This window comes from Streptomyces venezuelae (assembly GCF_008642335.1).
GTDB lineage: Bacteria > Actinomycetota > Actinomycetes > Streptomycetales > Streptomycetaceae > Streptomyces > Streptomyces venezuelae_F.
Map to the genome: position 1 here is coordinate 1,973,008 of NZ_CP029191.1, position 13,877 is coordinate 1,986,884.

Sequence of the window (13,877 nt, forward strand, 5' to 3'; positions counted from 1 at the left end):
CCGCGGCACCCCGTTGACCACTAGGGTCTCGCTGGCTTTCAGCCGGTCGCCGAACGGGCATGAAACAGGTGTACGAGAGACGTGCGCCGCAGGACGGAGGGCATCAGGAGTGGTCGACGACGCCGGCACCGGGGATCCGCCGGACGGGCTGACCGCCGCGGAGATCGGCATGTGGCAGGCCTTCCGCAACGGCAGTGTGTACGACCTGAGATCGGGCGATCCGGCCGTCGACGATCCGCACGGCGGGCACCCCTGGGGCCCCGAGCGGAGCGTGCGGGCCCGCATCGTGTGCTGGCTGCTGCTCGACGGCCCGCCGGCGCTCGCGGGCCGCGTCTCGTCCCTGAAGCTGGCGGGCGTGCAGATCACCGATCCGCTCGACCTCGCGGGCGGCACGGTCGTCCCGTATACCGAGATGAAGCACTGCCGCTTCGAGAAGGAGGTCCTCCTTCCCGAGGCCCGCTTCGCCACGCTGCGGCTCGTCGACTGCTCGATCCCGCGCGTCGAGGCGGCCCGGCTGCACACCGAGGGCGATCTGCACCTGCCGCGCTGCCGCATCCACAACGGCATCCGCCTCACCGACGCCCACATCGGCACCGACCTGCTCCTGAACCAGGCCGTGGTCTACCGCGACCGGCGCAGCCACTCCATCACCGGCGACGGCCTCACCGTCGGCCAGGACCTCCAGGCCGAGATGATGGAGTCGCACGGCGAGCTGAGCCTGCGCGGCGCGAAGATCGGCGTGTCCCTGAGCCTGCGCGGCAGCAGGCTGGTGAACCAGTACGGCAGGCACGCGCTGAACGCCCCGCAGATGACCGTCGAGCGCACCCTGTACCTGACCCCGGCCGCCGTCGGCAATCCCCCGCAGACCAGCGGCACCACACCCGCCCGCGGCACCCGCGTCCAGCGCTTCGAGTGCGAGGGCGGCATCCGCCTCGACGACGGCCGCTTCGGCGACGCCATCGACTTCGCGCACGCCCGCCTCACGCTCCAGAACGACCAGGAGATCTCGCTGCGCCGCGTCCAGACGCCGGAGCTCCGCTTCCTCGGCGAGGCGCCGCGCGCCGGGAAGGTCGTCCTGTCCGGCGCCCGGGTCGTCAACCTCATCGACCGGGCGTCGAGCTGGCCGGGGCCCGGCGGCCTGCAGATGGGCGGTTTCACGTACGAGAACCTCGTGCCGCAGGGCAGCTTCCCGCTCTCCCGGCGGCTCGACTGGGTGATGGCCGCGACCGCCGAGTACAACCCCGAGCCGTACGAGAAGCTCGCCACCGTCCTGCGCAACGGCGGCGAGGACGCCGACGCCCGCGAGGTGCTCCTCGCCAAGCAGCGGCGGCGCCGCGAGACCCTCCCCCTTGCGGCGAAGCTCTGGGGCTACGCGCAGGACTGGACCGTCGCCTACGGCTACCGGCCGGGGCGGGCCGCGGTCTGGATGGCCGTGCTGTGGGCGGTCAGCGCGGTGGCGTTCTCGCGCGCCGAGCATCCGGCGATCAAGCCGGGCGAGCACCCGAATTGGAACCCCGCCCTGTTCTCCCTCGACCTGCTGCTGCCCGTCATCAACCTCGGGCAGGACACCTACTGGCAGCTGAACGGCGGCTGGCAGTGGTTCTCGACCGCGCTGATCCTGCTCGGCTGGATCCTGGCGACCACGGTGGCAGCCGGCGCCACCCGCCTCCTGCGCCGCAGCTGAGCCCTCCGGCCGCCTCCGAGGTCCCCCTCGGCGGCCGGAACCCGTGGCCTTCGGCCGAACCGTTACGCAACCGCGGGCAACCATCCCCCGCCGTGGGCCGTCATCCCTGCGACCGACGAACAACCACAACGGTGACCGGTGCGTCCGCGCGAGCGGCGCCGGTCGATGCGCAAAGGAGGGCACGGTGCTGCGTGCCTTCATCCGTACCGCCCGCATGGTCCGGCACACCCCGCGGCTCGCCGACGGCCTCCCGCCGGACGACGAGGTGCTCCTCGACGTGCCCGACGAGCGGCTTGCCCCCGCCCTCGTCGCCGCCGGACGCGGTGACTACGGCCCGGCCTCGAAGCTCCTCGCGACCACCCGCGAGGCCGCCGAGTGGGAGAACCGCGACCGCTACACCACGCGGCTCGCCGCCTTCGCCCGCTCCCGCCCCGAGTGGTTCGACGACTGGCTCGGCGCGTCCCCGCACGACCCGGACGCCCTGCTCGTCAAGGCCGAGCTCGCGGTGGTGCGCGGCTGGGAGTCGCCGGCCCGCGCCGAACTCCTGCGCGAGTCGGGCCCGCTGCTCACCGCGGCCGCCGAGGCCGACCCGCGCGACCCGGTGCCGTGGCGGATCGCCCTCGACCACGCCCGCGGCACGCACGCCTCGCACACCGTGTTCGAGCAGCTGTGGGAGGAGGCGGTGCGCCGCTCCTCGTACCACTACGGCTGCCACGCCTCGGCCCTGCAGTACCTGTCGGCGGCCTGGTACGGCTCGCACCGCGAGTGCTTCGACTTCGCCGAGCGCGCCGCGGGCGACGCGCTGCCCGGCTCGCTGATACAGGTCCTACCGGCGCGGGCCGCCTTCGCCTATCTGACGAGCCCCTCGGGGAACCTGCCGCGCGAGCGCCTGGACGCGGCGGCCGACCTCGCGATCGCCCTGTCGCGGGAGTACGCCGCCGGGGACCCGTGGCCCGCCGAGGTCCGCAATCTCCTCACCTACGTCCTGGTCCGCCTGGAGCGGTGGGACGACGCCCTGGAGCAGCTGCGCCTGATCGGGCCCTACGCGACGTCGTTCCCCTGGGACCGGATGGCGGACGATCCGCTCGGCCAGTTCCTGGAGCTGCGCGACGGCGTGCGCATCGAAGTGGCATCACGGACTCCGCTGCGCGGTCCGCGGGGACGCGACCGCTCCGGCGACCATTAGGCTTGCCGGTCGTGACCACCCGGCTTCCGCTCTTTCCGCTCAACTCGGTGCTGTTCCCCGGCCTCGTGCTGCCGCTGAACGTCTTCGAGGAGCGATATCGCGCCATGATGCGCGAGCTGCTCAAGACCCCCGAGGAGGAGCAGCGCCAGTTCGCCGTCGTCGCGATCCGCGACGGCCAGGAGGTGGCGCCGAGCGCGCCGGGCCTCCCCGACCAGACGGCGCTGCCCGAGCTCGGGCCCGCCGCGGGGTTCGGCGACGATCCGATCAAGGCGTTCCACACCATGGGGTGCGTGGCGGACGCCGCGACGATCAGGGAGCGCGACGACGGCGGCTTCGAGGTCCTCGCGACGGGCACGACCCGGGTGCGCATCACCTCGGTCGACGCCTCGGGGCCCTTCCTCACCGCCGAGGTCGAGGAGGTGCCCGAGGAGTCCGGCGAGGGCGCGGGCACGCTCGCCGAGGGTGTCCTGCGCGCCTTCCGCTCCTACCAGAAGCGGCTGGCCGGGGCCCGGGAGCGGTCGCTGTCGACGGGCGCCGAGCTGCCCGACGACCCGTCCGTCGTCTCGTACCTGGTCGCCGCGGCGGCCGTCCTGGACACCGGCACGAAGCAGCGGCTCCTGGAGGCGCGGGACACGGCGTCGCGGCTGCGGGACGAGCTGACCCTGCTGCGCTCCGAGACCGCGATCATCCGTAACCTGCCCTCGCTGCCCGCGACGGACCTGACGCGCGGGACGACGAGCCTCAACTGACGCGGGGCCTCAGGGCCTGTCCGTGAACCGACGTAAGGCACGAGCACCTTGGCGAAGAAGCAGAAAAAACAGCCGGCACAGGCCGGAGGGACGCCCGCGACGGTCGCGCTGACCGCGGCCGGCACGCCCTTCACGGTCCACTCCTACGACCACGACCCGTCCCACCCCTCGTACGGTGAGGAGGCCGCGGAGGCGATGGGCGTGTCGCCCGACCGCGTCTTCAAGACGCTGGTCGCCGACGTCGACGGCGCGCTCACCGTGGCGGTCGTCCCGGTGGCGGGCACCCTCGACCTGAAGGCGCTGGCCGCCGCGGTCTCCGGCAAGAAGGCCGTGATGGCCGACCCGGCCGCCGCCGAGCGCACCACGGGCTACGTACGGGGCGGCATCTCGCCGCTCGGCCAGCGCAAGAAGCTGCGCACGGTCCTGGACGACTCGGCGTCGGCGCACGCCACGATCTGCGTCTCGGCGGGCCGCCGGGGTCTTGAGGTGGAGCTGGCGCCGGGCGACCTGGCGTCGCTCACGGACGCGGTCCTCGCGCCGATCGGCCGGGCGTAGGTCCGCCCGGCGGGTCGACGTGAAAGCGCCCTCGACACCCGTCCCGTACGGGACTAGTACCGAGGGCATGTCGAAGAAGACGCGCATGCGGAAGTGGCGGGCCAAGAAGCGCAAGGCCAACCACGGCAAACGTCCCGCTTAGGACCCCGTGCCCGGGGCTCACGGCCCCGGGTACGGCTCCGGGCCCCTCGGGTACGACTCAGGGTCCCTCGGGTACGGCTCCGGGTCCCGCGGACCGAACAGTCCCGTGAGGCCGAGGTGCACGGCCAGCGCGGCCACCGGCCAGGCGAGGACCGTGCCCATCGCCTTGAGCTCCAGCGGCGCGTCGAAGACGACGCCCTTGCCGACGGACTTGGCGTGCGCGACCACGTCCGTCTCGGGGCCGAGGAAGATGCCGACCCGCCACGCGAGCAGCGCGCCGAGGAGGCTGCCGACCGCGAGCCCCGCGACCAGGGGGATGCCGCCGCGCCTGCGGAGCAGGAAGACGACGACACCGCTGACCAGGCCGAAGCCGAGCGACAGCAGGGTGAACGTTCCGTCTGTCCCGATGGCCTGCTCGCCCTCGGTGTCCTTCAGGTACACCGCCTTGCCGTCCGAGACGAGCGGCACCCGCGGGGCGAGCCACATCCACAGCGCGCCGAGCAGCACGCCGGCCACGGCCACCGCGACCATGATCACCGCGGCCTGCACCACTTCGGCCCGCAGGCCGTCACCGTCCCGCTCGTGCCCGTGGGGAGCCGTCGCTCCGCCCGGGTACGCGGGGCTCTGCCAGGGGTCGTGCGGGGGTTGTTCGTCCGGCGGCGGTGAGGGAGTCAACGGTGCGGTCACCCCCACATCGTGCCAGCACAGCCTGTGCGGCGCGTCACCGGACGGCCGCCCGGCGGAACGCCCACGTGGCGACGGCCAGGGAGACGACGCCGACGCCCGCGCAGACCGCGAGGTCCAGGGCGACGACGGCCCAGTCCGGGTCAGGACCGAACGTCCGGGCGAAGGCCTCCACGCCGTACGTCGACGGCAGCAGGTCACGCGCGTACTGCAGCACCGTCGGCATGCGGTCGGCCGGGAGCACGCCGAGCAGCAGCGCCGCCGACATGCCCATCTGACCGAGCAGCGTGGCCAGTTCGGGCCGGGGCGCGAGCAGGCCGAGGGCCGCGCCGAGCCCCGCGAGGGCGGCACCGGCCAGCGGGATCACCGCGAGCAGCACCCACAGGTGGGTGAAGGGCAGCCCGAAGAGCCCGCACCCGACGATCGCGGTCACGAACGTCCCGGGCACCGTGAACGAGGCGTACGCCGCGGCGGCCCCGAGGACCACGGCCGCGGGGGGCACGGGGAGCGTGGCGTAGTGGTCGAGCCCGCCGTCGGAGCGGAGCTGCCCGAAGTACTGGGCGAGCAGGTTGAGGGCGACGAACGCGACGACGAGCACGGAGGACCCGGCGACGACGGCGCGCGCCTCACCGCCCCCGTCGACGACGCCGCGCATCAGGATCATGATGCCGACGGACTGGAAGGTCGCCACGAAGAGCAGCGGGATGCGGGCGACCCGGGCCCGCGAGAGCTGGGCGCGGTAGACCGCCGAGAGCGCCGGCAGGAGCCGGGCGGGCGGCCCGAGGGGCGCCGGCTCCGGACCGGCCGCCTCGGCACGCCCGTCGGCCCGCACCACGGCTTCGAGGGGAACGGCACTCACCGGGCAACCCTTCTGTCGCTGTTCCTACGCACTGTGCTCGGTGTCACGCCTTCACCAGCCCCCGTCCGCTGCCGCCGAGGGCGAGGTAGACGTCCTCCAGGCTGGGCGTGGCCAGCGTGAAGTCGTCCAGCGCGGCGAACGCGGCACCACCGGTGACGGCGGCCACGGCGGCCCGCGCCTCGTCCGGGGCGAGCCGCAGGGACCAGCGGCGCCCCGACTCCACCGCGGAGGACCGCAGCGCGGCCACCTCGGGCACGTCGAGCGGCGCCCGCTCCCGCCACACCAGTTCCACCCTGACCTCGTCCGCGACCTTCTCCTTGAGCCCGGCGGGGCTGTCGCAGGCGATGACCTTGCCCTGGTCGAGCACGGCGACGCGGTCGAGGACGGTCTCCGCCTCGATGACGTTGTGGGTCACGAGGACCACCGTCGTGCCGCGCTCGGCCCTGCGCCAGTCGATGGCCGCCCAGACGGCGCGCCGCGCGACCGGGTCCATGCCGGTGGTGGGTTCGTCCAGGACGAGCAGCTGCCGCTCCCCCACCAGCGCGGTGGCGAAGCAGGCGAGCCTGCGCTGCCCGCCGGAGAGCTTCTTCAGCGGCCGCGAGGCCAGCGGTGTGAGCCCGAGCTCCTCCAGGACCGCGTCCCGCTCGGCCCGCGCCCGCGGCACGTCGAGGCCACGCAGCCGCCCGGTCGTCTCGACGGCGAGCGACACGGTCAGCTCGTCGAGAGCGGTGGACTCCTGACCGAGGTACGCGAGGATCCGCGCGGCCCGCTCGGGGTGCCGCACGATGTCGTGGCCGAGGATCTCGACGCTGCCGCTGTCGGGCCGCATGAGCCCGGTCAGCTGGCGTACGAGGGTGGATTTGCCGGCGCCGTTGGGACCGAGCAGACCGAAGATCTCGCCGCGTCCGACCGTGAGACCGATCCCGTCGGTGGCGCGGACCTCGGGGGTCGCGGGCCTGCCGCGCCGGGCGCGGGCGGCCGGATAGGTCTTCACCAGGTCGCGCACCGCGCAGACGGCGTCGTTGCCGTGTTCCTGACGGAGTCCCTGTCGGACTGCCGGTGTCGGGCGCGTACTCACGAAGGACGAGCCTACGGGGTCGGCGGTCACGGACTGCGCCCGGGGCGCCCCGTACGTCCGTATCAATCCCCTGCGCGGTCCCCCGCGGGCGCGTGCTCGGTGGCCGTGCGTGCGTCGACCTCGCGCCAGAAGCCGGCCCTGATCGCGTACCGGTCGTGCTCGTCGATCTGGTCGTCCTTGTGCGCGAGCAGGCCGAACCGTGCGGCGTAGCGGAGCAGCTCGCCGTCGACGCGGTGCGGGATGCGGGGGTACATCGTCGACAGCTTCTGCAGGCTGTGCTGCTCGGGGAGGCGCGCCATCCAGCGCCGGGCGAACACCTGTCCGACCTCGAAGGGGTCGCCGCCGACGGTGGTGATGTCCTCCTCGCGGTCGGCCCAGCGCTGCTCGGCCGTGGTCAGCTGGGCGAGGGTGGGCAGGGCCGCGGCCTCGGCGCCCTCGGCGGCGGCGCCGGGGCGCTCGACCCAGCCCTTGTCGGAGGACCAGCGCAGCGTCGCGTTGGTGGGGTGCTGCGCGGGCTGGGTGCCGGGGCCGCGCAGGGCGGCGAGGTCCTTGGGGGTGGGCACGCCCTTGCCGGGCGGCATGCGGTGCTCGTCGGGCCGCCTGCCGTTGGCGGCGGGTTCGGGGTGGTGGTCCTGGGGCTCTTCCTCGGTGTGCTGCGCGGCGGCGGCGAGCGCGGACTCCGGCAGCGGGGCGGAGAGGATCGCGGCGATCTCGGGGCGCGGCACGGGCGGGGGCGCGCAGATGCCGGTGAGCTCCTTGGGGCGGACGGCCTTGGTGATCCAGGCGCGGTCGAGGACGCGCCGCTCGTCTGCCTCGGCGACCAGGTCCTCGGACTGGTTGTAGTCGCCGTCGGCGGCCTGTACGGCCCACAGGTGGACGGCGACGCCGTGTTCCTTGGCGGCCATCATGCCGGGCAGCAGATCGCCGTCGCCGGTGACGAGCACGACGTCGGAGCAGGCGCGGTTGCGGGCCAGCTCGGTCAGTTCGGCGTGCATGGCGGCGTCGACGCCCTTCTGGGCCCACCGGCCGTCGCTGCGGGTCAGGGCGCCCAGGCGGACGGTGACGCGCGGCATGACGCGCAGCCTGCGGTGTTCGGGCTGGGGTACGCGGTCGGGCGCGCCGTCGAACCAGTAGATGCGCAGGAGGGGGCGTTCGGTGTCGGCTTCCGCGCGTTCGCGCAGGCCCTGGATGAGGGCGGAGTGATCGACGGTGATCCGGGACCTGGACGGTTCGCCCGCGAGGAGACTCGCGGCGGCACCCAGCAGATAACCGGCGTCCACCAGGACGATGCAGCGATCCACGCGGTCCACCCTCTTTCCCTGGAGGTTCCCTGACGTGCCTGGAGGGGGTTCCCTTCGAGTCTGCCCGACCCGGCGGAGGTTAACGGCCGGAACTCGATCTTCGGCGTGGCGCATCGGCGGATCGCTTCCCGACTGGGCTTATTACGCACGGTAATTCTCTGAAATGCACACTTTGTCGCCATATGTGAATCTGGTCGCGTCCTGGCCCCCAGATCCCCCTCAGGAGGAAGATCACCATGGCCAAGAACAAGAACCGCAAGCAGGGCGGCCAGCAGGACCGCTCCTCGCAGGCCGAGCAGGCGCAGGAGCAGGCCAAGTCGACCGCGGTGGACGCACAGCAGTCGATGCAGTCGCAGGCCCAGGGCAGCCCTGCTGATGTTGCCCGTAAGCACCAGCGACGCTTCGGTCACAACTGACGCACACCCAGGCACACATGGCACGCATGAGGGGCGCACCCGTTTCGGGTGCGCCCCTCATGGCATGCGGCAGCCGGTGAAGGCGGGCCGGGTCAGCCCGCCAGGCAGGACGGGCCGAGCAGCACCTTCAGGTCGCCGAAGAGCGCCGGGTCCGGCTTCACCCGGTGCCGGTCGAGCCGCAGCACGGTGGTCTTCTGCGCCCCCTGGAGCTTGATCCGCACCTCGCTGTTGCCGCGGTGGTGGCTGAGGACCTCGCCGAGGCGGGTGATCATCGGCGGGCTCACCTTGACCGTCGGGATCGTGATGATCACAGGCGCGTTGGTGCCCGCGTTCGACAGGTCGGGGACCTGCATCTCCATCGCGACGAGCCGCGGCACGTCCTCGCGCTTGTCGAGGCGTCCCTTGACGAACACCACGGCGTCCTCGACGAGTTGCGTCGACACCAGCTGGTACGTGGCCGGGAAGAACATGCACTCGATGGAGCCCGCGAGATCCTCGACGGTGGCGATCGCCCAGGCGTTGCCCTGCTTGGTCATCTTGCGCTGCAGGCCCGAGATGATGCCGCCGATGGTCACGACCGACCCGTCGGAGAAGTCACCGCCGGTGAGCTGCCCGATGCCCGCGTCCGCCTTGTCGGACAGGACGTGCTCCAGGCCGAAGAGCGGGTGGTCGGAGACGTACAGGCCGAGCATCTCGCGCTCCTGGGCGAGCAGGTAGGTCTTCTCCCACTCCTCCTCGGAGAACTCCACGTCGAGACCGAAGCCCGGCTCGTCGCCGCCGGACTCGTCCCCCATCCCTCCGAAGAGGTCGAACTGGCCCTCGGCCTCCTTGCGCTTGACCGCGACCACGTTGTCGATCATCGGTTCGTACTGCGCGGTGAGGCCCTTGCGGGTGTGCCCCATCGTGTCGAAGGCGCCCGCCTTGATGAGCGACTCCGTGGTGCGCTTGTTGCAGGCGGTGGCCTCGACCTTGTCCAGGTAGTCGGGGAAGGACGTGAACTTCCCCTTCGCCTTGCGCGACCGGATGATCGACTCCACCACGTTCGAACCGACGTTCCTGACGGCCTCCAGACCGAACAGGATCGTGTCGTCGCCCTGGGCGGCGAAGTTGTGCACCGACTCGTTCACGTTCGGCGGGAGCACCTTGATGCCCATGCGGCGGCACTCGTTCAGATAGACGGCCGACTTGTCCTTGTCGTCCTTCACCGAGGTGAGCAGGGCGGCCATGTACTCGGCCGGGTAGTTCGCCTTCAGGTAGGCGGTCCAGTAGGTGACCAGGCCGTACGCGGAGGAGTGCGCCTTGTTGAACGCGTATCCGGCGAACGGGACCAGGACGTCCCACAGGGCCTGGATCGCCTCGTCCGAGTAGCCGTTCTTGCGGGCGCCCGCCTGGAAGAGGACGAAGTTCTTCTCCAGCTCCTCGGGCTTCTTCTTGCCCATCACGCGGCGCAGGATGTCGGCTTCGCCGAGCGAGTACCCGGCGACGATCTGCGCGGCCTTCTGCACCTGCTCCTGGTACACGATGAGGCCGTAGGTGAGGCCGAGCGTCTCCTTCAGGGGCTCTTCGAGCTCCGGGTGGATCGGCGTGATCTCCTGGCGGCCGTTCTTGCGCTCGGCGTAGTTCGTGTGCGAGTTCATGCCCATCGGGCCCGGCCGGTACAGGGCCGAGACGGCGGAAATGTCCTCGAAGTTGTCGGGCTGCATCTGGCGAAGCAGCGAGCGCATCGGGCCGCCGTCGAACTGGAAGACGCCGAGCGTGTCACCGCGGCAGAGCAGTTCGAACGTCTTCGGGTCGTCGAGCGGGAGGGAGAGCATCTCCAGGTCGATGCCCTTGCCCGCCCGCACCATCTTGACGGCGTCATCCATGATGGTCAGGTTGCGCAGGCCCAGGAAGTCCATCTTGAGCAGGCCGAGCGACTCGCACTGGGGGTAGTCCCACTGCGTGATGGTCACGCCGTCGGTGTGCCGGGTCCAGAGCGGGGCGTGGTCGACGATCGGCTCGCTGGACATGATCACGCCGGCCGCGTGCACACCCATCTGCCGGACGAGTCCCTCGACGCCCTTCGCGGTGTCGATGACCTTCTTCACGTCCGGCTCGTTCTCGTACATCCCCCGGATCTCGCCCGCCTCGCTGTAGCGCGGGTGCTTGGGGTCGGTGATGCCGGAGAGGTCGATGCCCTTGCCGAGGACGTCGGCGGGCATCGCCTTGGTGAGGCGGTCGCCCATCGCGTACGGATATCCGAGCACGCGCGCGGAGTCCTTGATCGCGTTCTTCGCCTTGATCTTGCCGTACGTACCGATCATGGCGACCTTGTCGGCGCCGTACTTCTCCGTCACGTACCTGATCACCTCGACGCGCCTGCGCTCGTCGAAGTCGATGTCGACATCGGGCATGGAGACGCGCTCGGGGTTGAGGAACCGCTCGAAGATCAGTCCGTGCGTGATCGGGTCGAGGTCGGTGATGCCCATCGCGTACGCCACGATCGAACCGGCCGCGGAGCCTCGGCCCGGGCCGACCGCGATGCCGTTGTTCTTGGCCCACATGATGAAGTCGGCGACGACCAGGAAGTACCCCGGGAACCCCATCTGGATGATGATGTCCATCTCGTACTCGGCCTGCTTCTGCCGGTCCTCGGGGACACCGCCCGGGTAGCGGCGCTCCATGCCGCGGCGGACCTCCTCCTGGAACCAGGTGACCTCGGTGAAGCCCTCCGGGATGTCGAACTTCGGCATCAGGTCGCGCTTCTCGAACATGCCCGTGGTGTCGATCTGCTCGGCCACCAGGAGCGTGTTGCGGCAGCCCTCCTGCCACGCGTCCGAGGAGTCGATGGCGTACATCTCGTCCGTGGACTTCAGGTAGTAGCCCGTTCCGTCGAAGCGGAAGCGGTCCGGGTCCGAGAGGTTCTTGCCGGTCTGGATGCAGAGCAGCGCGTCGTGCGCCACGGACTCGTGCGCGTACGTGTAGTGCGAGTCGTTCGTCACCAGGGGCGGGATGCCGAGCTTCTTGCCGACCCGGAGCAGGTCGTCGCGGACCCGGCGCTCGATGTCGATGCCGTGGTCCATCAGCTCCAGGAAGTACCGGTCCTTGCCGAAGATGTCCTGGTACTCGGCGGCGGCCTTCACCGCCTCGTCGAACTGGCCGAGCCGCAGCCGCGTCTGCAGCTCGCCCGAGGGGCAGCCGGTGGAGGCGATGAGACCCTCCGACCACTGGGAGATGGTCTCCTTGTCCATGCGGGGCCACTTCTGCAGCCAGCCCTCCGCGTAGGCGTCCGAGGAGAGCCGGAAGAGGTTGTGCAGGCCCGTCTTGTTCGCCGCCCAGATCGTTTTGTGCGTGTAACCACCCGAACCGGACACGTCGTCGCGCTTCTGGTGCGGCTGGCCCCACTGGATCTTCCGCTTGTTGCGGCGCGACTCCGGCGCCACGTACGCCTCGATGCCGATGATCGGCGTGACGCCCGCCTTCTGCGCCGAGTGGAAGAAGTCGTACGCCCCGTGCAGGTTGCCGTGGTCGGACATGGCGATGTGCGTCATGCCCATCTCATTGGCCGCGTCGAACATGTCCTTGAGCCGCGCGGCACCGTCAAGCAGCGAGTACTGGGTGTGCACGTGCAGGTGCGTGAAGGGCGGCTTGGTCACGGTGGGAGGCCTCCGGAGAACGGTGGGCTACAGGCTGCGGACAGTCTGGGGGGACAGCGTGGAAGTCTAATCCGGAGCGCCGACAGCCGACGGGCACTCGGAGGTACGGTCGAGCGTTGGAAGGGGCGGAACACCTGTCCCGAGGGGGCGGAAAATCCCCCTGTCCCCGGGGGCGGAATGTCCGTCCCTGTGTCACGCACCACCCCTGTACCAGGAGGCACCCAGCGATGTCGGTCCCGCAGCCCACGGCTGAGCAGCGCGGCGAGGAGATCCTCGCCGTCTTCGACACCGCGTTCGGCGAGCTGCTCGCCGCGGACCCCGCCGCGTTCCGGGTCAAGTTCCGGAAGATGGCCTCCTCCGCCTTCGCGTTCTACCGCGGCACGGCCTGCCTGTTCTACGGCGACCTGGAGCGCGAGCAGCACGGCGGGCCCTACCTCGACGACCGCACGGGCCGGGTGTGGATCCACGGCGACCTGCACGCCGAGAACTTCGGTACGTACATGGACGCGCAGGGCCGTCTGATCTTCAACGTGAACGACTTCGACGAGGCGTACGTGGGCCCCTTCACCTGGGACCTGAAGCGCTTCGCCGCCTCCGTGGCTCTGATCGGGTACACGAAGGCGCTCGGCGACGACCAGATCACCGACCTCGTGCGGACGTACGCGGCGGCGTACCGCGAGCGGATCCACGACCTGGCGACGGGCGCCAAGAGCGACGAGGTGCCGCCCTTCACGCTGGACACCGCCCAGGGCCCGCTCCTGGACGCGCTGCGCGACGCCCGCTCCCTGACCCGCTTCGGGCTGCTCGACTCGATGACCGAGATCCGCGACTTCGAGCGCCGCTTCGCGGCCGGCGGCGGCTCCATCGAGCTCGACGCCGCCACGCGGTACAAGGTGCTCGCCGCGTTCGACGGCTATCTGGAGACGCTGCCGGAGTCCTCGCTCACCCGCCCCGACTCGTACCGCGTGAAGGACGTCGTGGGCCGTCGCGGCATCGGCATCGGCTCCGCGGGCCTCCCGTCGTACAACATCCTCCTGGAGGGCAACAGCGACGCCCTGGAGAACGACGTCGTGATCTACCTCAAGCAGGCGCAGACCCCCGCCGTCTCGCGCCACATCACGGACCCGGCCGTCCGGGGCTACTTCCAGCACGAGGGCCACCGCACGGTCATCTCGCAGCGCGCGCTCCAGGCCCACGCCGACCCGTGGCTCGGCTGGACCGAGCTGGACGGCGCGGGCCAGCTCGTCGCCGAGGTGTCGCCGTACGCCGTGGACCTGGACTGGTCGGACATCGACGACCTCGACGAGATCTCCTCCGTCGTCGCGGACCTGGGCCGCGCCACGGCCACGATGCACGCCGCCGCGGACGACGAGAGCGGCCACTCCGACCTGGTGCCGTTCTCCACGGAGCGCGCCATCGACGCCGCGATCGCCGCGGACGAGGACGGCTTCGCGGAGCTGCTCGTCGACTTCGCGCACTCATACGGCGCACGGGCGCGTGCCGACCACCAGATCTTCGTCGACCTGTTCCGCAACGGCCGGATCCCGGGGCTGTAGGGACCGCTCACAGGAACGCATGGCACACTCCTC

Annotated in this window: 11 protein-coding genes; 6 read left to right on the forward strand and 5 right to left on the reverse strand. The window is 71.2% G+C overall.

Annotated features, from left to right (window positions below; translation table 11 throughout):
• Nucleotides 1-169: 169 nt before the first annotated feature.
• From DEJ49_RS08845 to ybaK, 4 genes are all read left to right on the forward strand, one after another.
• On the forward strand, nucleotides 170-1,684 hold the full coding sequence (locus DEJ49_RS08845) for an oxidoreductase (RefSeq protein WP_223833170.1): 1,515 nt from the start codon (nucleotides 170-172) through the stop codon (nucleotides 1,682-1,684).
• A 214-nt stretch (nucleotides 1,685-1,898) separates the two neighbouring features.
• Complete coding sequence (locus tag DEJ49_RS08850) at nucleotides 1,899-2,870, forward strand: hypothetical protein (RefSeq protein ID WP_150188118.1); 972 nt, start codon at nucleotides 1,899-1,901, stop codon at nucleotides 2,868-2,870.
• Between the two features lie 2 nt (nucleotides 2,871-2,872).
• Entirely contained in the window at nucleotides 2,873-3,619 is a 747-nt protein-coding gene (locus DEJ49_RS08855) for an LON peptidase substrate-binding domain-containing protein (protein WP_150183614.1), read from the forward strand.
• A 48-nt stretch (nucleotides 3,620-3,667) separates the two neighbouring features.
• Nucleotides 3,668-4,174, forward strand: coding sequence for a Cys-tRNA(Pro) deacylase (gene ybaK / locus DEJ49_RS08860; protein WP_150183615.1), 507 nt, complete (start codon nucleotides 3,668-3,670; stop codon nucleotides 4,172-4,174).
• A gap of 159 nt (nucleotides 4,175-4,333) precedes the next feature.
• Here the strand turns inward: ybaK and DEJ49_RS08865 are convergent, their stop codons facing one another.
• From DEJ49_RS08865 to DEJ49_RS08880, 4 genes are all read right to left on the reverse strand, one after another.
• Nucleotides 4,334-5,002: a DUF2567 domain-containing protein gene (locus tag DEJ49_RS08865; RefSeq protein WP_150183616.1), complete on the reverse strand. Its 669-nt coding sequence runs from the start codon at nucleotides 5,000-5,002 to the stop codon at nucleotides 4,334-4,336.
• 34 nt (nucleotides 5,003-5,036) lie between these two features.
• Entirely contained in the window at nucleotides 5,037-5,858 is an 822-nt protein-coding gene (locus DEJ49_RS08870; protein WP_150183617.1) for an ABC transporter permease, read from the reverse strand.
• A gap of 43 nt (nucleotides 5,859-5,901) precedes the next feature.
• Nucleotides 5,902-6,936 (reverse strand): ABC transporter ATP-binding protein, encoded by a 1,035-nt coding sequence (locus DEJ49_RS08875; protein WP_150183618.1) that lies wholly within the window; start codon nucleotides 6,934-6,936, stop codon nucleotides 5,902-5,904.
• Between the two features lie 62 nt (nucleotides 6,937-6,998).
• Nucleotides 6,999-8,237 (reverse strand): NYN domain-containing protein, encoded by a 1,239-nt coding sequence (locus DEJ49_RS08880; protein WP_150183619.1) that lies wholly within the window; start codon nucleotides 8,235-8,237, stop codon nucleotides 6,999-7,001.
• Between the two features lie 236 nt (nucleotides 8,238-8,473).
• Here DEJ49_RS08880 and DEJ49_RS08885 point away from each other — a divergent pair, with 236 nt between their 5' ends.
• Nucleotides 8,474-8,653 carry a hypothetical protein gene (locus DEJ49_RS08885; protein WP_150183620.1) on the forward strand — a complete coding sequence of 60 codons (180 nt, stop codon included), beginning with the start codon at nucleotides 8,474-8,476 and terminating at the stop codon, nucleotides 8,651-8,653.
• Nucleotides 8,654-8,745: 92 nt separating this feature from the next.
• Here DEJ49_RS08885 and dnaE read toward each other — a convergent pair whose 3' ends face one another.
• Nucleotides 8,746-12,288 carry a DNA polymerase III subunit alpha gene (dnaE, locus tag DEJ49_RS08890; protein ID WP_150183621.1) on the reverse strand — a complete coding sequence of 1,181 codons (3,543 nt, stop codon included), beginning with the start codon at nucleotides 12,286-12,288 and terminating at the stop codon, nucleotides 8,746-8,748.
• Between the two features lie 227 nt (nucleotides 12,289-12,515).
• Between dnaE and DEJ49_RS08895 the strand changes: the two genes are divergently transcribed.
• Nucleotides 12,516-13,844 carry a DUF2252 domain-containing protein gene (locus DEJ49_RS08895; protein WP_150183622.1) on the forward strand — a complete coding sequence of 443 codons (1,329 nt, stop codon included), beginning with the start codon at nucleotides 12,516-12,518 and terminating at the stop codon, nucleotides 13,842-13,844.
• The last annotated feature ends 33 nt before the right edge of the window (nucleotides 13,845-13,877 follow it).

Bases quoted from the DNA above. Each gene is read 5' to 3' on its own strand.
- DEJ49_RS08845 (WP_223833170.1), top strand. From the start codon at position 170: ATGTGGCAGGCCTTCCGCAACGGCAGTGTGTACGACCTGAGATCGGGC.
- DEJ49_RS08850 (WP_150188118.1), top strand. From the start codon at position 1,899: ATGGTCCGGCACACCCCGCGGCTCGCCGACGGCCTCCCGCCGGACGAC.
- DEJ49_RS08885 (WP_150183620.1), top strand. From the start codon at position 8,474: ATGGCCAAGAACAAGAACCGCAAGCAGGGCGGCCAGCAGGACCGCTCC.
- DEJ49_RS08895 (WP_150183622.1), top strand. From the start codon at position 12,516: ATGTCGGTCCCGCAGCCCACGGCTGAGCAGCGCGGCGAGGAGATCCTC.